Source organism: Natrinema salaciae (assembly GCF_900110865.1).
Taxonomy (GTDB): Archaea; Halobacteriota; Halobacteria; order Halobacteriales; family Natrialbaceae; genus Natrinema; species Natrinema salaciae.
Genome location: NZ_FOFD01000007.1, coordinates 185,262 through 202,890, shown reverse-complemented (window position 1 = coordinate 202,890; position 17,629 = coordinate 185,262). Strand labels below are relative to the sequence as shown.

The following is a 17,629-nucleotide window of genomic DNA, read 5'->3' as shown; positions in this document are numbered from 1 at the left end:
CGAGCCGGCAGTCGCTCGGCGACCGATCACGCCGCTCGCACGACGACGATGTCCCCCGTCGCGTGGACGGTGATCGTGTACGCGTCCAGCCGGAACGACACCTGTCCGGTGTTCCGGGTCGCGGGTCCGCTCGTCGGCGCGAACAGCGTCTCGAGGCTCTCGGGATCGATTCGGTCGTACAGCCGCTCGACCTCGGTCGGATCGCTCCCGGAGAGCGCTGCGACCGTCGAGACGATGGTAGACGTCAGCGAGTCGGTGTCTGCCCAGTCGTGTGAGACGAACGCCGTCTTTCGTTCGCGATCGATTCGTGATCGGCCGTTGTCGTCGGAAGTTACCGTCATCGTATTCACCTGTCGGCTGGCGACTGTCACTGTGCGTGACTGAACAGCCGTACGACAGTCCCGTGTATAAAACCCTGTCAGACATATTACATCGGGTTGTAGGACAAAATAAACGCGTTTCCGGGACGGGCGGGTGGTCGGCGGCGAGCGGTCGTCATACGTTCGACCGAGGCGATCGGCGACGATCGGGACTGTCGATCGGTCGCGGTCGAACTGATCGTCAGTTTCATTTCTCCCTGGCGTAATTTTTCAGCCGTAATGTATAATAACAAATTCTGTGCGACTGATTCGCACGCACCTCCTCGGAAAGCAGGACTTTTAGCCGCCGGTAAACTGCACTCCGTCGTGATGGATCGACATTCGCTCGAGCGGAGGTGGCAGCGGTGACGACCGACGTAACGGAGATCACGGTGATCGGAGACGACGACACCGGACTGGTCGCGAACGTGACCAGCCTCCTGTTCGAGCGCGGAATCAACATCGAGGACCTGGATCAGGCGGTTCGCGACGGCGTCTTCCGGATGTACCTCGCCGTGGACACCTCCGAGATGGTCTGTACGGAGGAGACGCTTCGCGAGGACCTCGACGACCTCGGCGACGACCTCGGACTGGACGTCCAGGTCCGGTTCCCCGCCGACCGCGAGACTCAGCAGATCGCCGTCCTCGTCACGAAGGAGAGCCACTGCCTCGAGGCCCTGTTCGAAGCCTGGGCGAACGACGACCTCGGTGCGGACATCGGCGTCGTCATCGGCAACCACGACGACCTGCAACCCCTCGCGGAGCACTACGACGTGCCCTTCCACGACATCGGCGACGAGGGCGGCCAGCAAAACGAGGACGAACTCCTCGATCTGCTCGCCGAGTACGACGTCGACCTCATCGTCCTCGCGCGGTACATGCGGATCCTCAGCCCGAACGTCGTCTTCCGCTACGAGGACCGTATCATCAACGTCCATCCGTCCCTGCTGCCGGCGTTCCCCGGCGCGGAGGCCTACCGGCAGGCCGTCGAGGAGGGGGTCCGTGTCGCGGGCGTCACCGCCCACTACGTCACGACCGACCTCGACCAGGGCCCGATCATCACCCAGCGCGCGTTCGACGTCCCCGACGACGCAGACCTCGACGAGATGAAACGCCGCGGCCAGCCGCTGGAAGCCGACGCCCTGCTCGAGGCCGTCCAACTGCACCTGAACGGCGACGTCTCGGTCCACCGGGGCCGGACCTCGGTTCGGGAGAACGGCACCCAGTACCAGCTCGGCCTGCCCGGCGAGATCGAGGAATTCACCCCCGATCGACCGGTCGACGGGATCGGCAGCGCGGTCGCCGAGGACCAGTAGCCGCGCTGGGACCGACCGGCTCTCTCTCTCTCCCCCCGCAGGACGACCGGTACCGTCACCGATCGGTCGCTCTCGGGCGCGTTAGTTTTCGGCTCGACCGTTCGCTTCCGCCGGCCGAGTGACGATCTCCGGAGTTTCCGGCGGTTCGTCACCGGGCGGAAGCGAAACGGAGAACGTCGAACCCACTCCGGGTTCCGAGTCGACTCGTATGTCTCCTCCGTGGCGCTCGACGATCCGCCTGCAGAGGGCCAGTCCGATCCCCGAACCGGTCTGCTCTTCGCTCGAGTGAAGGCGCTGGAAGATGTCGAAAACACGGTCCGTATCGTCGGCAGCGATACCGACTCCCTCGTCGCGAACCGAAACCGTCCATTCGTCCCCCTCCCGTGCTGCCGACACGTGTATTCGGGGGCGGTCGTCGCCACTGTAATCGATCGCGTTGCTCAGCAGGTTCTGGAAGAGCTGGTACAGCTGCCGTTCGTCGCCGCCGACGGTGGGGAGCGACTCTCGCGTGATTTCGGCGTCCGTCGTTTCGATCTTACACTGAAGGTCCACGAGCGCGTCGTCCAGAACCCCGTCCAGGTCGACTGCCTCGAACGGGTCGCCCTGGGTTTCGATCCGCGAGTAGTCGAGCAGTCCGTCGATCATCGCCTTCATCCGGTCGGCCCCGTCGACCGCGAACTCGATGAACTCCGCCCCGTCCTCGTCGAGTTCGTCGCCGTATCGGTCTTCGACGAGTTGGAGATAGCTCGTCACCATCCGAAGCGGCTCCTGTAAATCGTGCGAGGCGGCGTACGCGAACTGTTCGAGCCGCTCGTTCGACGCTTCCAGCTCGATGACCGCCTCCTCGAGGCGCTCTTCGGCCTCTTTCAACTCGTCGTTTTGCGCTTCGAGCTGCTCGGCTTGAATGAGCGTCTGGGTCTCGTAAACGCCGATCGCCAGCCCTGCGATCGTGCCGATCGCTAGCAGGACCGCCTGCGTCCCGAACGTGAACTGAACGGTAACGCCGGGATGGAGGACACGCAGGCCGAAAACGACCGCCATGACGGCGATACCCCCGAAGACTCGCGTTACGATACGGGGATAGAATCTCGGCGGAACGTCACTGTTCGGTAACCAGTTCCAGACGGATACCAGTACGACTCCGAGCGCGCCGATCAGGATCAAATCGAGTATCGCTTCCAGGAGGATACCGGTGGTACCCAACGTGTGGACCGATTTCCCCATTGCACCGAGAAGAATTAGCACACCCAGTGCAGGGATAGCGCCGTGCCAGCGGCTCAGTTTGCGCACGTACGATTCGAGACTCTCGCCGAGCCGACTGGAGTTCCCAACCACTACGTCTCACATGACCGGCGAGCCTGTTCAGGGGCGCTTTTTAATATACAACTCCTTTAAGAGGGTTGTTGACTCGAGCCCGACAGTTCCGGGAGCGTACTCCGGAGCACGCGATCGATACCGCGTCGGAGCCGAGACGCCACCGCCTGCTGTGTGATCCCGAGCTCGTCGCCGAGCTCTCCCATCGTCACGTCACGCGGCGAATTGAAGTAGCCGCGATCGTGGGCGAGTACCAGCGCCTCCCGCTGGGGTTCGGTCAGCGCGGCTCCGGTATCCGTCCCGATCGGCGTGAGCGCGTTGAGTTTCGTCAGCGTGATCGGAATGTCCAGCTCTCGGCAGCGATTTTGAAAGGCGGCGATGTCGCTTCGAGCGTCCCCGCGAACGTCGAACGTCCACTGCTGACTCGTGCCGACCGCTTTGACGAGCGGAACCTTCGTCTCGGTCAGCGTGCTCAACACGCCGTCGTGCTCCAGCGCCCACTCGACGCGCAACAGATACTCGTCCGCGACGGAATCGACGAATTTGATATTCCGTACACCCGGGTGATCGGTGAACGCGCTCTCGATGTCGTCGACCACGGTCCCTCGAACCCAGAAGTACGGCACTACCACGTCCCGTGCCGGAATTATCCGCTCGAGTTCGACGGTCACGCCCGGCAACTGTTCGAACACGCTCCCGAGCGGGAACTGGTCGGACGGTATCGTGAACGTCGCCTCGGTAGCCATCGTCCCAGCAGTTACGTTCCAGCGGTAAAGATCTGTGTTACGCTTCGGTACTACCACCCTGCTCGAACCGGTCACTCGAGATGCGTCGTGAACCAGTCCGCGGCGTGGTCGGCGACCGTCTCGAGTTCGCCCGGTCCGTCGAAGAGGTGGCCCGCGCCCTCGACGATTCGGAGGTCCCGCTCGACGGCGAGCGCCTCGTAGATCTCTCGGTTCAGTTTCCGGACCGACTCGTCCTCGCCGCCGACGACGAGCAGCGTCGGCGCGGTCACGTCGTCGACGATATCGGCCGCCATGTCGACCCGGCCGCCGCGCGAGACCACCGCGTCGATCGCCGTTTCCGGCCGGGCCGCACCGCGGAGGGCTGCCGCGGCACCCGTACTGGAGCCGAAGTAGCCGATCGAGTGCGTGCTCGTCTCCGGCCGCTCGCGGACCCACTCGGTCGTCGCGACGAGGCGGTCGGTCAAGCGCGGGATGTCGAACCGGTTCTCCCGATGCCGATCCTCGACCTCGGTCAGTAAATCGAACAGGAGCGTGGCGAGCCCGCGCTCGCGGAGCCGCTCGGCGACGAAGTTGTTTCGCGGACTGTGCCGACTGCTCCCGCTCCCGTGGGCGAAGACGACGAGCCCGGTCGATTCCGGCGGCACGACGAGTTCGCCCTCGAGCGTCACCTCGTCGACGGGGATCTCGGTCACGGTGTGGGTCCCGTCGGGCGTCATATCCAGCGGTGCGCGTCGCAGACGGTTGACTGTTCGGATGGCTAGCGCGGCTGACACCCGTCGTCCGTCCCGAGAACCAGCGCGGAACGACGCCGTCGCACGATCCTCCGGCCGATGCCGTACGAGCAACCGGTGTCCGGCTCAGGCGGAGTTCGACGACTCCCACTGCTCGCGGCAGTCGTCGGTACAGAAATAGCGGTAGACGGCCGCCCCGTCTTCGACTGTCGTCACGACGCGCTGTTCGGAAGCCGGTCCAACGGGGTCGCCGCACGTTCGACATTCCGGTGAGTCCTCGTCCGTCGAATCAGTCATCGGTTGACAGGTGGGACGAGACCCACTTGAACGAATCCATTGCGGCGTATTCGGCCACGGATGGCGAACGGATTCGTTCGGTCTTCGCTCCGAACCCGAAGCGAACGACGGCCGGAGCGCCGACGTGGCTCCGAGATCGGTTCGGGTCCGGAGCCTGCCCCCGCCGGTCCCGCGAACAGCAACCTTATCGCCGGCACCGTCGTACATTGGTATGTTATGGCACAACAAGAAATCGAACAGGAGTTGTCCGTCGACCAGTACACGCTCGGACTCGTCGGCCCCGATCAGGAGTGGGCGGGGACCGTCGCTGACGGCGGGACGATCGAGACGTACACGCCGCCGGGCTGTTGGGGTCCGATGATCACGCCCGAGTTCCGCGGCGGCCACGAGGTGACCCGGCCGATCCGCGTCGAGGGGGCCTCGGTCGGCGACGCCGTCGCGCTCCACATCCGGGACGTCGACGTGACGAGCATGGCGACGAGCACGGGGTCGATGGCCGAACGCGAGGGGGCTTTCGGTGACGACCCGTTCGTCGATCACCGCTGTCCGGAGTGTGGCACCGAGTGGCCGGAGACGGTCGTCGAGGGCACGGGTCCGGAATCGATCACGTGCGCCGAGTGCGGCGCGAACGCCTCCTCTTTCGGCTTCGAGTACGGCTACACCGTCGCCTTCGACGACGATCACACGGTCGGGATCACGCTCGACGAGGACGGTGCGCACGAACTCGCCGAAGACGCCGACGAGGTGATGGACATCCCCGACCACTCGCGCCAGCACCCCATCCTGCTGTACGAACCCGGCGAGATGCCCGGCACGCTGGGGCGGCTGCGTCCGTTCATCGGAAACGTCGGGACGACACCGCCGGTCACGATGCCCGACTCGCACAACGCCGGCGACTTCGGCCAGTACCTCATTGGGGCCGAACACGACTACGGCGTCGAGAGTGAGGCCGACCTCGAGGCCCGAACCGACGGCCACATGGACGTCCCGCAGGTCCGGCCGGGCGCGACGCTCATCTGCCCGGTCAAGGTCGACGGGGCCGGCGTCTACGTCGGCGACCTGCACGCCAACCAGGGCGACGGCGAACTCTCCCTGCACACGACCGACGTGAGCGGCACCGTCCGGATGGACGTCGAGGTCATCGAGGGGCTCGAGCTCGACGGGCCGGTCCTCCTGCCGAACGAAGCGGACCTGCCTTTCATCAGCAGCCCCTACAGCGACGAGGAGCGCGAGGCGGGGCGCGCCCTCGGCGCGGAACACGGCGTCGACGTCGAAACGGAGATGGGACCGATCCAGGTCATCGGCTCCGGCGCGACGGTCAACGACGCGACGCAGAACGCGTTCGACCGCGCCACGAAACTGCTCGACATGAGCGAGGGCGAGGTCCGCTCTCGGTGTACGTTCACCGGCGGCGTCCAGATCGGTCGGCTCCCCGGCGTCGTCCAGCTCGACGTGCTCGCGCCGATGGCCGTGCTCGAGGAACGTGGCATCGACCACCTGGTGCGCGAGCAGTACGATCTGTAAGTGCGGATCGGTCGTTCCGCCGCGCGCCCGTCGGCCAGTCCGATGTGTTCGCCGTTCGTCTAGATCTCACGCCCGTCGTAGGCCGCGAGCAACTCCTGCAGATACGCTTCGACCGCCCTCGCACGCTCGAGTGTCTCGCAGGACACCGCCGGCGGCGGATTGTACAGCTTGTCCGCGATCCACGAGAGCAGCGTCCCCACGGCGTCGTCCGGCAACTCACCCGGGTCCCAGGCGAGCGCCAGCACCGTCCCGTCGTCGCCGATCCTCGCCCCCTCGACGTTCGTCAATCCGTAGCAACTCTCCGTCCGTCCGTCGAGCGTCTCGACGCACAGTGAGCCGCCCCGGATCGCCCACCGCCGATCCTCGGCGACCCATTCGAACCGTGTCTCGGTCGGAACCAGACACGCGTCGTGTTCCGACAGTCCGACGATTTCGCCCGATCGGATCTCGTCGCCGAGCAGCGTCGCGTCCACCCCCGCGTCCGCGTGATGCGGGATCGCGTCGAGGACCGGCGTGTCACCGTCGCGGAGCTCGAACCGAAACACGAAGTGCGAGCCGGCGATCCCGTCCGTGAGTGCGACCAGCTCGAACAGCGCGTCCCGTCCCGGGGCGGTCGTCGTCGGAACGCGCCACGCGGTGGTGCCGTTTCGATCCGCGCCGGGGAACCGCTCGAACCGATCGCGAACGGCGGTCCACGTCCGCCGGCAGTCGTCGCCGTCCGGCTCCATCTCCAGTTCGTCTTCCTGAAGCCAGACTACTGCAGTCGTCGCGTCCGGGAGGACCGACTCGAGGAGGGATCGGCACTCCTCGGCGAAGCCGTCGCACTCGAGGTGATGCGTTCGGTGTACTCCGGAGGGCATATCCCACGTAGCCGGTCGCCGGAACAATAGTTGTTTTCCTAACCACTCGCCCTCGCACCCGGACCCCGATCGTCCGTCTCCCCTGTCCCCTCCTCGGCTCCGCCCTGCACCGCAGGAACAATCGACAGCGACGCTCCATCCGGAACCCGATCCGCGAGTCCGGCGCGGCCGCCGTCGAGCGATGCTCTGACGCTCGGCCGAACGTCGTCGCCGTCGTACAGGTGGGGCTCCGCTCGGGGGTAGGCGTCGACAACGGCCGCGATCGCGTCGGCGACGGTCCCGCCCGACCACTCGAGCGTCATCGTTTTCGCCCCAGTCGCGCTCCGCAAGGGGCCGTACACCGTGACCTCGGTCTCCATGGTCGATACTCGGCTCGTCCGCACAAGTATCTGGCCGGCGCTCCGGCAGGGGTGAACGGCGAGCGGAGAAGGGGTCGTGGGTTAGTCGTCGCTCGGCTCGGCGCGGGACCCGGCAGTCGACGCCACGTCCTGCTGGCCGATCCACGTCGACGAGAACAGCGGGGCGACGGCGAACGCGAGCATCACGAGCACGAACACCGTCAGCATGACGCCCGCGACGGCCGTGATCCCGGTGGTGAGGTTGAACAGGACGATACCCGCTGCGGCTCCACTGGTGGCGAGGCTCATTTGCGGTCGTCCGAATGTGGCGACCCCCTCCATATGAGGGTTACTTTGTGCGATCGCGGATGCGGCTCGATACCAGGTAGCGTAGCGGGGCGTCACCGGATTCGATCGGATCGCGGCCGCTGTCGCGGGCCCGTCGTGACCTTACAGCCGCTGGACCGCACCGATCGCGCTCGAGAGCGGCGGGGCGTCGAAGAACTCCCGACCGGTGTAGGCGTTGGCACCGGCACAGTACAGGTCCCGTGCGGTCTCGACGACGGCCTCGTCGAGGGGGGCGGGCTCCGCGTCGCAGAGCGACTTCCAGTCGGCGACGCCCGCTCGCTTCGCCTCGGTCTTGGCGGCGTCGACGGCCCGAACCCAGTCGGGCTGGGTCCGCTTGTGGTACTGGCGGAGGACCTCCTTCGAAAGCTGGACCCCCTCGTAGCTGAAGCGGTTCTCGTCGAAGGTGCCGACGACGTCGGCGACGCGAATCTCGCCTCGGTAGTAGCAACACTCGATCTTGCCGTCCTCGTGGACCAGTCCGGCCGACTCGGCCTGTTCGGTGACGATCCGGTTGACCTCGCGGGCGGTCGACTCGAGGTCGTCGATCGACGCCTCGCCGGCGATGGCGTCGGCCTCGTCGCGCTCGAGCTGGCGGTCGCTCTCCTCGTACTTCGTGGTGAACTCGACGATCGGCTCCGCCAGGTCGACGGCCTCGTCCGGCCAGCTATCGAACTCGAGGCCGTGATCGGCGGGCTCGGTTCGATCCCGCAGGCTCGAGCCGACGGGGACCCGGTTGCGGAAGACGATTTCGAGGGGGATCAGGTAGTTCTCGCCGGCCGCGTCGTGATAGCTGTCGTAGTCGTACTCCCGGCCCTCGTGGGGCAGGTCGGGTACCTGCGTGAGGTCGATGGCCATCTCCCAGGGCGGGTGGGAGGCGTCCTCGAGCGAGACGACGTCGCCGTTTTCGACCACGCCGCGGTAGTGGGTGGGGACGCCCTCGGCCTCGAGCAGTTCGAAGTTGAACGCGCCCATCGTACAGAGGCTCGCGCCCTTCTGGGGGATCTGGTCGGGCATCTTCCCCCAGTCGAACACCGAGTAATCGTCGGTGAAGACGAACGCGCCGCGGCCGAACTCCTCGTCGGTCGCCGGCTCCTCGATGCGGAACTCCTTGACGCTCGTCATTCGAGACACCTCGGGACGTGTCCGCCGCCGCAGTTCATACTCCAGTTGCCGTGGCCGGACCCTAAGAAGGTTTCAATATCGGGTAACCGGCCCGAGGTCGGTGAGCGGTCCCCCCGCGTTCGGATCGATACCCGCCCGCTCTCGGCCGGTTTCGACGGACTCGAGGGTCCCGTCCGCGTCCCGACGGAGCGAGGCCTCGAGCGACCCGACGTCGACGAGTTCGCGAAGCGTCGACTCTCACCGGCCCGTCACGAACGCCGCGAGGGCGACGCACGCTTCCAGCGTCCGGCGTCCGGCGTCCGTGCGCTCCGGTGCGGGCGCACCGGGGCTCTCAATCCACCATGCTTTTCTCGCTGTACTGGTATCGTTACGCCGATGGAGCGACCGGTGACCGAGGCCGACCTCACGTTCGACCACGTTCCCGAGACCGACCAGTCATTCGAGAACGCACTGGCAAAGGCGCGCGACGGCGACCGGCTCGCGGTCGACGACGCGATCGAGTTACTCACGACGGGAACCGAGAGCGAGGGGATCGACCGCCGGCGCAAGGAGCGCGTCCTCGAGGCGGCCGACCGCCGTCGCGCCGAGATGGTCGGCGAGGAGGTCACCTTCGTCGCGAACCTGAACAACAACGTCACGACCGCCTGCAACGTGGGCTGTCTCTTCTGTAACTTCAAAGACGCCGCCCACACCTTCGAGAGCGACGCGGAGAGCGAGACGGCCGGCTTTACGAAGACGCCCGCTGAATCGCGCGAAATCGTCGCCGACGCCGTCGAACGAGGGATCTACGAGGTCACGTCGGTCTCGGGTCTCCACCCCGCGTTCGCGCTCGACGAGGAACACCGGGAGATCCTCGACGACCACCCGAACCCGAAGGCGGTCAACTACAAGCCACCTGCGGTCTACGAGACCGATCCCGGCACCTACGCGGCTCAGCTGTCGGCGATGAGCGTCGACGGGGTCCACGTCCACTCGATGACGCCCGAAGAGGCCTACCACGCTCGGCGGGGTACCGACTGGTCCTACGAGGAAGTTTACCGCCGGCTGAAAGACGCGGGACTCGATACGGTCCCCGGGACCGCAGCGGAAATTCTCGTCGAGGAGGTCCGCGAGGTGATCTGTCCCGGCAAGATCAGTACGGAGGGCTGGCTCGAGGCGATGGAGGCGGCCGCGAACGTCGGGCTCGGGATGACGGCGACGATCATGTACGGCCACGTCGAGAACGAGGCCCACCGCGCGATGCACCTGAAACGGGTCCGCGACCTGCAGGATCGGACGGGGACGATTACGGAGTTCGTGCCGCTCTCGTTCGTCCACCAGAACACGCCGCTGTTCGAACACGACGTGGTGAGCGGCGGCCCGAGCATCGACGAGGACGAACTGCTGATCGCCGTCTCGCGACTGTTCCTCGACAACGTCGAGCACATCCAGTCCTCGTGGGTCAAGTACGGCGACGAGCAGGGACTGAAGATGCTCTCGTGTGGGGCCGACGACTACATGGGGACGATCCTCTCCGAAGAGATCACCAAGCGGGCGGGCGGGGGCTACGGCGAGTTCCGGTCGTTCGAGGACTACGTCGAAATGATCTCCTCGATCGGTCGGGTCCCCGTCGAACGGTCGACCGATTACGAGACCCGGCGCGTCATCGACCCCGACGAACCGCCGTTCGGTCCGCGGCTCGGGCCGAACGCCGACGGAACGCCGCTGCTGACTCGAGAGGAGCGGGACGCGCGGGCCGTTCCCGCCGACGACTGAGCGGCTCGTCCCCCCTCGGCGTTCTCGTCATCGTCCGCTCGCGTACCCGGGCCGCTCTCGAGATGGCCGGCGGGCGGTATCGCGGAACGGCTGCGACGACCGACACGCTTGATATCGCACCGCGTCTAGAGACTCCGATGAGCACCGACACATTCAGTACGGAAATTGGCGACGATCTGGCGACCGGGATCGTCAGCGCCGCACGCACCAGCCTCGGCGACACCCTCCGGAGCGTCGTGTATTTCACGCCGTCGGCGCTCGAGATCCTGTACCTCCGTCAGGGCCTCTACGACTCGATGGAAGAGGCTCGGCCGGCGAAGACGCAGCTCGTCGAACTCGAGCGGGTCGGGTTTGCGGAGCGTCCGGTTCGAACGGCGATCACTGACCGGGAAGACGGGTCGGAAATCGGCCCGTACGAGTTCACCGTCCGGTTCCACGAGGATGGGTTCGTCGTCAGGGTGCTACAGGGCGATGCGGGGGTCCTCCTGACGATCGACAGCATGGACGTCAACGCGTTCGAAGACGCGGCCACCGCCGTTCGACAGCTGCTCCGCGACGCGTAGCCGCGGGTTTCGACCGGCCTGACGCGAGCAGCGAGCGGCCGTTCCGCGTCGACGCGTCCCGGCGTCTCTCGTCGACGTCGACAGTCGATCCGTCGCCGCTCCGACGCCGCGAACGGCGCGAACGGGTGGAAGCGTTATTCCACGTGTTCGACGCCGACGGCCCGCACCGGCGCGCCGTCGCTCGCCAGCGCCAGCGGGTACGCCCGGAGTTCGAACCGATCCCCGACCGCTCCGAGGTTCGTCAGGTTCTCGAGGATCAGCAGGTCGTTGCCGAGCAGCGCGTGGTGGACCTGGAACCCCTCGGGTTCGTCCGCGGCGGCGTTCTCGGTCGGGGTCGGATCGGGATTGAGCGCGTCCACGGCGACGTCGAATCCCCGGTCGGCGCAGGCGTCGGCCGCCGCCGGCGAGAGGTACGGATGCTCGAGATACGTCTCGGTCCCCCAGTGGTCGTCCCAGCCGGTCCAGCAGGCCACGAGGTCGACGTCCGCGTCCGGAATTCGGGCCGCTGGAATCGGCTCGCGGGCCACGAAATCGCGGCAATCGACCCGGACCGCGTCGAAAACGAATCGCTCGACCGGATACGACTCGAGCGTCTTCCCGTCCGGCTCCGTATGGGCGGGTGCATCGACGTGCGTACCGGTGTGGCTCCCACACTCGAGGGCGTCGACGCGGACACCGTGGTCCTCGTGGCTCGCGTGTCGCCGGACGGCGACGGCGGGATCGTCGGGATAGGTCTGCATGCCGGTTTCGATCGGGTGGGTCAGATCGACGGCCATACGCGGTATCCGGTGATCGACACGCATAACAGTGTGCGATATTCTCTACCACAATCCCTCCGAGGCGGGCCCGATGTGTCGGGCGAGAGATGAACACACATGCCACCGTGGGGACGGGATCGCCGGATCGGTTCGGCCTCGAGGTGACGGCGACGAGTAGTCCGGGAATCGGGTGCGTACCGTTCGGCCTCTGGGCGGTCGCGCGCAGGTCGGTCTGCCGACCGCGTCGGTCGCGGCGACGTGGATGTGGGCGGGGGACATCCTCGGCATCCCCGTCGCACTCCGGATGCCCGCCGCTTCCCGCAGGGACTGCACTCCAGCGAGTACGTCACCGAACGGTTCGGCAAACGCGCCCACGTCGCCGTCGTCTTCGTCAGTCTGTACGGATCTTGCTCGCATCGGAGCGCCGACGCTCGTTTCGAGCCGTCGCCGACGGCGGGTGCTGCCGCGTCGGGCGACGCGGTTACGGTCGCCGACGGGCGGTCGGCGCGGGTTCGAACGCGCTGCGCGGTCGTATCCCGCCGAGCGATTCCCAGTCGGTCGCCAGCCCGCGTTCGTACAGCAGGGAGATCGCCGTTTCGCTGGCTCCGAGATACGTGAGCGAGGCGAAGTCCCAGCTCGGATTGCCCGCCGGAAACGGCCCCGACTCGCGGGGTCGCCGCAGATCGACCGCGCCGCCGATCGCGTCGCACGTCGCGGTCGCGAGGTCTCGCCCCTCCTCGAAACGCGTGACGGGGAACTCCCGATTGTCGACGATGAATACGCCGGTTCCACCTTCGAGGTACCGTTCGACGTCGGTCCGTCCCGCCTCGACGAGCAGACTGGTTACGTCCATCGTCGCGTTCTCACCGCTGATCGCGTCGATGTACCGTCGGACCTCGCCGTCGTACTCGACCAGCCCCGCCGTGATCAGTCGCGAGTCGATGCCGTGAGAGAGCAAGACGCCGTCCACCGAGATACTCGAGGGAAAGGCGAGTTCGATGCCGTCCCGCGTCCCGTCGTCGGTCACCGACACCAGAAGCGGGCCGAGGCTCGAGTCGTGCAGCCGCTCGAGGGCGTCGAACGCCGGTTCGAGCTCGGCCTCGGGAACCACGGCCGTGCCGGCGACCAGTTCGCCGACGTCGTCGGTCGGGTCGTACGTCACGCGGCTCGTCAGCGTCGCGATCCGCTCGCGGACGCTCTCGAGCCGGCCGCCGACGTCGCCGCGCTCGAGCTCGTCCCGACCCCGGTCGGTCAGTCGGCGGCCCTTTCCGGCGACCTTCTCCGTCAGTCCGGCCTCGTCGAGGTCGGAGAGCACGAGTCGAATCGTCCGGCCCTTGATGGAGTAGCCGCGACGCTGCATCTGCTCGACGAGTCGGATGCTTCCGATCGGCTCGTTGTCGCCGATCAGACGCAGCAGGTCGTAGGTACGCCGGTCGTCGTTCGGGACCATTCGTTCGGGGGTTTCCCGCCCCGGATAAAAATTCCTGTCGACCGGCCGGTGCAACCGCATCCCTCTGTGGTGGAATAGAATTTCCAGATATTACCGCCTCGTCCGCCCAGTAGACGCGATCGGCGAACTCGAGATGGGAGCCAGTTGTGATCTGATTCGCGGAATTCGAGACCTCAAAGCTTTTGGTCCGCACCTCGTACCGTCGTACAAGGGTGGCATACTCATGCCACACACTTCACCATGGCACGCCAGACAGACGCGATCGCGACCAACGAACAGCTCACGGGCCAGTACGACGAGTACCTGATGCCCATCTGGAAGGATCTACACGTTCCCGTCGAGCGCGCCTCGGGCTGTACGCTCGAGGACTTCGAGGGCAACGAGTACCTCGATCTCTTTTCGGGGATCGCCGTGACGAACGTGGGCCACGGTGACGACGCCGTCGTCGAGGCCGCGAAGGCCCAACTCGACGAGTTCGTCCACGGGTGCACGTACGTTCATCCCCACGAACCGGCCGCCGAACTCGCCGAACGGCTCGCCGAGATCACCCCCGGCGACCTGCAGAAGTCGTTCTTCTGTAACTCCGGAACCGAGGCCGTCGAGGGCGCGATCAAGCTCGCCCGGAAGTACACCGGCTCGAAGGAGGTCGTCGCCCTCGAGATGGGCTTTCACGGCCGCACCCTCGGCTCGCTCGCGCTCACCGGCAACAACGCGTACAAGGCCGACATGGCCCCGACGATCAACGACGTCGCGCACACGCCCGCGCCGTACCGCTACCGCTCCCCCTCCCGGGAGGCCGACGACGAGACCTTCGTCGAGCGAACCGGGGCCGACCTCGAGCGCGTGATCGGCACCCACACTGCGGACGATCTGGCGGCGATCGTCGTCGAACCCGTGATGGGCGAGGGCGGGATCATCGTTCCGCCGACGGGCTACCTGCGTCGGCTCAAGGAGATCGCCCGCGAGCACGGCGCGCTCCTGATCGTCGACGAGGTCCAGTCCGGCTACGGCCGCACCGGGAAGCTCTTCGCGAGCGACCACTACGACGCCGTTCCGGACATCCTCACGCAGGCCAAGGGGATCGCGAACGGCCTGCCGCTGGGCGCGTTCACCGCGCCGGCCGAGATCGCGAACGCGTTCGAATCGGGCGATCACCTCTCGACGTTCGGCGGCAACCCCGTCGCCTGCGCCGCCGCGCTGGCCACGATCGACCGCCTCGAGGAGGCGGTCCTCGCGAACGCCCGCGAACAGGGGGCGTGGCTCGGCGACGAACTCGCCACGCTCGAGGACGAGTACGACGTCGTCGGCGACGCGCGCGGACTCGGGCTGATGCGGGGCCTCGAGTTCGTCGACCCCGACGCCGGGACCGGCCCGGCGGGCGTCGCGCCCGAACCGGACGCCGAGTTCGCGAAACACGTCGGGAAGCGCCTCCGCGAGCGGGGTATCGTTGCGGGCGTCGGCGGCTACTACAAGAACGTCCTGCGGGTCCAGCCGCCGCTCTCGATCGACCGCGAGCAGCTCGAGCGGGGCGTCGCCGGTATCCGGGAGTCGATCGACGCCGAACTGGAGGACGACCGATGACGGCGAACGACCGGAGCCGCGCGGCGGCGTTCCGCGAGTCGACGCCCGGCAGCGAGGTCGAACTCGCCTACGCCGGTTTCGATACGTTCCTCAAGAGCGACCCCGGCGAGATCGAGGACGTCGCGGGGGCCGACGTCGCGGTCCTCGGCGCGCCCTACGACGGGGCCGTGAGCAATCGCCCGGGCGCGCGGTACGGCCCGCGGGCCGTCCGCCGCGCCAGCGGCTGGCTCGCCTACCTCTCGGGCTACAAGGGCGGACTGACGAACATGCGAACGGGCAAACAGGTCGACTTCGGCTCGCTCGAGGTCGTCGACTGCGGCGACGTTCCGGTCTTCCCGATGGACCTCGAGACGACCGCCGAGTCGATCACGGCCCACGTCGCGACCGTGGCCGCACAGGGCGTCATGCCGCTCTTCATCGGCGGCGATCACTACTGTACGTTCCCCGCGTTCCGGGGCTTCGCGGAGGGCTCCGAGCACGATACCGTCGGACTGGTCCAGATCGACGCTCACACCGACACCGCGGCCGAGAGCCCGGTCTTCGGAACCGACTTCCACGGATCGCCGACCCACCACATCGCGGAATCGCCTCACACGGACTTCGAGCACGTCGCGCAGGTGGGGATCCGCGGCTACGAGTCCCCCGAGTTCTTCGAGTTCGCCGAGGAGACCGGCCTCGGACTGTCCACCATCCGCGACGTCGAGGAGCGCGGGGTTCGACCGGTCGTCCGCGACGCGATCGAGCACGCCGCCGCCGAGACCGACGCCGTCTACGTCACCTTCGACATCGACTCGGTCGACCCCTCGGTCGCTCCCGGCACCGGTACCCCGGAGCCCGGCGGGCTCTCGGCCTCGCAGGCGCTCGCCGTCGTCGAAACCCTCGGCGAACACCCCGCTGTCGGCGCGGCCGACCTGATGGAGGTCGCGCCGCCGTACGATCCGACCGACGACACGGCGCGGCTGGCCGCGTACCTGGTGACGACGCTGCTCGAGCGGCAGTTCGCCGAGTAAGGATCGCCACCGGCGGTCGCTTCTCCGTTTCGCGTCCGAGCGGCTCGAGGCAATCCGCCCGTCCGTGACCAGCGTTTATACTCCCGCTCGACAATGTGTGGGTATGCGACTCGAAGACAAGACCGCGTTTATCACGGGAGCGGGCTCCGGCCTCGGCCGGGAAGCGGCCGAACTGTTCGCCGGCGAGGGTGCGACGATCGTCGCGGCCGACGTCGATCTGGAGGGGGCCGAGGAGACGATCGACCGCGTCGAGGACGCGGGGCGAGCGGGGACTGCCGTCGAACTGGACGTCCGCGACGCCGACGCAGTCCACGCGGCCGTCGACGAGGCCGTCTCGACGTTCGGCCTCGACATCATGGTGAACAACGCGGGGGTCAGCCACCAGCGTGCGCGGATCGAGGATATCGACGAGGGCGAACGCGATCGGATCATCGACGTGAACGTCAAGGGGGTCTGGAACGGCTGCCACGCCGTGATTCCCCACTTCAAGGAACAGGGAAGCGGCGCGATCGTCAACACCGCGTCGCTGGCCGGCGTCATCGGCGCGCCGCAACTCGGGGCCTACTCGCTGTCGAAGGGTGCGGTCGTCAACTTCACCCGCACCGTCGCGGCGGAGGTCGGGCCGGCCGGGGTTCGGGCGAACGCGGTCTGCCCGGGCGTGACCGACACGCCGATGCCCCGGAAAGGGCAGACCGAAGCGGAGTGGGAAGCGACCAAAGAGGAGATGGCTCGTCACTACCCGCTCAAACGCCTCGGGGAACCCGAGGACATCGCCAACGCGATGCTGTTCCTGGCCAGCGACGACGCCGACTGGATCACCGGCCAGGCGCTCGTCGTCGACGGCGGCTTCTCCTGTACCTGATCGGCCCCGTCGGTCGCCGTCCCCGCTCGAGCGCGGAGCAACCGTTAATCGGTCTGCACGCCGTACTACGGATATGCTCGCGTATCACGTGCTCTTTCTCGCCGTGCTCGCCGGGACAACCGCGTTCTTCACCGTCCTGTCCGTGCTCAACGTTCGCCACGGGAGACGGGCGCTCGAGCGGGAATCCGACTGGGTCGCCGAACGGCTCGATCTCGAGGACACCGACCGGGTAGTCGACTACCAACGCGCGACGACGATACTCTCGCAGGGACAGCCCTGGGTGATTCTGGCGCTCGTACTGGCGGTCCTCTACTCGGGCGCGCTGGCGACGGCCGTCGAGTGGCTCGAGGGGCTTGGATACGGGCCGATCGAGACGGGGGCGGCCTTTTTCGTCGCGGCGGTTGTCGGAATCCGGCTCGTCTCGGTCCCCTTCGACGCCTACGAGACGTTCGTGATCGAGGAGCGATTCGACTTCAACGAGGCGTCACCGGGCTGTTCGTCACGGACCTCCTGCTCGGGACGGTTCTCGCGGCGGTCTTCACGGCCGTTCTCGCCGCCGTCCTCTGGGTCGTCGTTCGCCTGCCGACTTACTGACCGCTGGCGGCGACCGCCCTGTTCACGGCCGTTTCGCTCGCGATGCTCGTGCTCTACCCGCGGGTGATTGCGCCGCTGTTCAACGACTTCGAGCCCGTCGA

Annotated in this window: 19 protein-coding genes; 8 read left to right on the top strand and 11 right to left on the bottom strand. The window is 67.0% G+C overall.

Going from position 1 to position 17,629, the window contains the following annotated elements; genetic code table 11:
• Positions 1–26: 26 nt before the first annotated feature.
• The gene (locus BMX07_RS20925) at positions 27–341 is read right to left on the bottom strand and encodes a HalOD1 output domain-containing protein (RefSeq protein WP_090621909.1); all 315 of its coding nucleotides are present in this window, start codon (positions 339–341) and stop codon (positions 27–29) included.
• A gap of 374 nt (positions 342–715) precedes the next feature.
• Here BMX07_RS20925 and BMX07_RS20920 point away from each other — a divergent pair, with 374 nt between their 5' ends.
• A complete protein-coding gene (locus tag BMX07_RS20920; protein ID WP_175480230.1) occupies positions 716–1,675 on the top strand; it encodes a formyltetrahydrofolate deformylase in 960 nt (319 codons plus the stop codon).
• 81 nt (positions 1,676–1,756) lie between these two features.
• On the opposite strand, the gene BMX07_RS20915 is transcribed toward BMX07_RS20920, so the two are convergent.
• From BMX07_RS20915 to BMX07_RS24750, 4 genes are all read right to left on the bottom strand, one after another.
• A complete protein-coding gene (locus BMX07_RS20915; protein WP_342708198.1) occupies positions 1,757–2,716 on the bottom strand; it encodes a sensor histidine kinase in 960 nt (319 codons plus the stop codon).
• A gap of 350 nt (positions 2,717–3,066) precedes the next feature.
• Positions 3,067–3,735 carry a helix-turn-helix domain-containing protein gene (locus tag BMX07_RS20910; RefSeq protein ID WP_090621904.1) on the bottom strand — a complete coding sequence of 223 codons (669 nt, stop codon included), beginning with the start codon at positions 3,733–3,735 and terminating at the stop codon, positions 3,067–3,069.
• Between the two features lie 71 nt (positions 3,736–3,806).
• Complete coding sequence (locus BMX07_RS20905) at positions 3,807–4,451, bottom strand: dienelactone hydrolase family protein (RefSeq protein ID WP_090621901.1); 645 nt, start codon at positions 4,449–4,451, stop codon at positions 3,807–3,809.
• Positions 4,452–4,592: 141 nt separating this feature from the next.
• Positions 4,593–4,763 carry a DUF7576 family protein gene (locus BMX07_RS24750; RefSeq protein ID WP_175480229.1) on the bottom strand — a complete coding sequence of 57 codons (171 nt, stop codon included), beginning with the start codon at positions 4,761–4,763 and terminating at the stop codon, positions 4,593–4,595.
• 216 nt (positions 4,764–4,979) lie between these two features.
• On the opposite strand from BMX07_RS24750, the gene BMX07_RS20900 reads away from it, so the two are divergent.
• Positions 4,980–6,287 (top strand): acetamidase/formamidase family protein, encoded by a 1,308-nt coding sequence (locus BMX07_RS20900; protein ID WP_090621899.1) that lies wholly within the window; start codon positions 4,980–4,982, stop codon positions 6,285–6,287.
• Between the two features lie 59 nt (positions 6,288–6,346).
• Here the strand turns inward: BMX07_RS20900 and BMX07_RS20895 are convergent, their stop codons facing one another.
• From BMX07_RS20895 to BMX07_RS20880, 4 genes are all read right to left on the bottom strand, one after another.
• Positions 6,347–7,147: a hypothetical protein gene (locus BMX07_RS20895; protein ID WP_090621896.1), complete on the bottom strand. Its 801-nt coding sequence runs from the start codon at positions 7,145–7,147 to the stop codon at positions 6,347–6,349.
• A gap of 38 nt (positions 7,148–7,185) precedes the next feature.
• Positions 7,186–7,506: a MoaD/ThiS family protein gene (locus tag BMX07_RS20890; protein WP_090621893.1), complete on the bottom strand. Its 321-nt coding sequence runs from the start codon at positions 7,504–7,506 to the stop codon at positions 7,186–7,188.
• 81 nt (positions 7,507–7,587) lie between these two features.
• On the bottom strand, positions 7,588–7,794 hold the full coding sequence (locus BMX07_RS20885; RefSeq protein ID WP_090621891.1) for a hypothetical protein: 207 nt from the start codon (positions 7,792–7,794) through the stop codon (positions 7,588–7,590).
• A gap of 141 nt (positions 7,795–7,935) precedes the next feature.
• A complete protein-coding gene (locus BMX07_RS20880) occupies positions 7,936–8,955 on the bottom strand; it encodes a phosphoribosylaminoimidazolesuccinocarboxamide synthase (protein ID WP_090621888.1) in 1,020 nt (339 codons plus the stop codon).
• 375 nt (positions 8,956–9,330) lie between these two features.
• Here BMX07_RS20880 and cofH point away from each other — a divergent pair, with 375 nt between their 5' ends.
• Together cofH and BMX07_RS20870 are read left to right on the top strand one after the other, a co-directional pair.
• On the top strand, positions 9,331–10,710 hold the full coding sequence (cofH, locus tag BMX07_RS20875; RefSeq protein WP_090621885.1) for a 7,8-didemethyl-8-hydroxy-5-deazariboflavin synthase subunit CofH: 1,380 nt from the start codon (positions 9,331–9,333) through the stop codon (positions 10,708–10,710).
• 137 nt (positions 10,711–10,847) lie between these two features.
• Positions 10,848–11,273 carry a DUF7522 family protein gene (locus tag BMX07_RS20870; protein WP_090622142.1) on the top strand — a complete coding sequence of 142 codons (426 nt, stop codon included), beginning with the start codon at positions 10,848–10,850 and terminating at the stop codon, positions 11,271–11,273.
• 134 nt (positions 11,274–11,407) lie between these two features.
• On the opposite strand, the gene BMX07_RS20865 is transcribed toward BMX07_RS20870, so the two are convergent.
• Positions 11,408–12,049, bottom strand: coding sequence for a cyclase family protein (locus BMX07_RS20865; protein ID WP_090621883.1), 642 nt, complete (start codon positions 12,047–12,049; stop codon positions 11,408–11,410).
• Positions 12,050–12,512: 463 nt separating this feature from the next.
• On the bottom strand, positions 12,513–13,481 hold the full coding sequence (locus BMX07_RS20855) for an NrpR regulatory domain-containing protein (RefSeq protein WP_090621880.1): 969 nt from the start codon (positions 13,479–13,481) through the stop codon (positions 12,513–12,515).
• A gap of 240 nt (positions 13,482–13,721) precedes the next feature.
• On the opposite strand from BMX07_RS20855, the gene BMX07_RS20850 reads away from it, so the two are divergent.
• From BMX07_RS20850 to BMX07_RS25325, 4 genes are all read left to right on the top strand, one after another.
• Complete coding sequence (locus tag BMX07_RS20850; RefSeq protein WP_090621877.1) at positions 13,722–15,062, top strand: aspartate aminotransferase family protein; 1,341 nt, start codon at positions 13,722–13,724, stop codon at positions 15,060–15,062.
• Entirely contained in the window at positions 15,059–16,072 is a 1,014-nt protein-coding gene (speB, locus tag BMX07_RS20845; protein ID WP_090621874.1) for an agmatinase, read from the top strand. The genes BMX07_RS20850 and speB overlap by 4 nt, the downstream gene beginning before the upstream one ends.
• A 103-nt stretch (positions 16,073–16,175) precedes the next feature.
• Positions 16,176–16,934 (top strand): SDR family NAD(P)-dependent oxidoreductase, encoded by a 759-nt coding sequence (locus tag BMX07_RS20840; protein ID WP_090621872.1) that lies wholly within the window; start codon positions 16,176–16,178, stop codon positions 16,932–16,934.
• A 73-nt stretch (positions 16,935–17,007) separates the two neighbouring features.
• Positions 17,008–17,595 (top strand): M48 family metalloprotease, encoded by a 588-nt coding sequence (locus tag BMX07_RS25325; RefSeq protein ID WP_245742181.1) that lies wholly within the window; start codon positions 17,008–17,010, stop codon positions 17,593–17,595.
• Positions 17,596–17,629 lie beyond the last annotated feature (34 nt).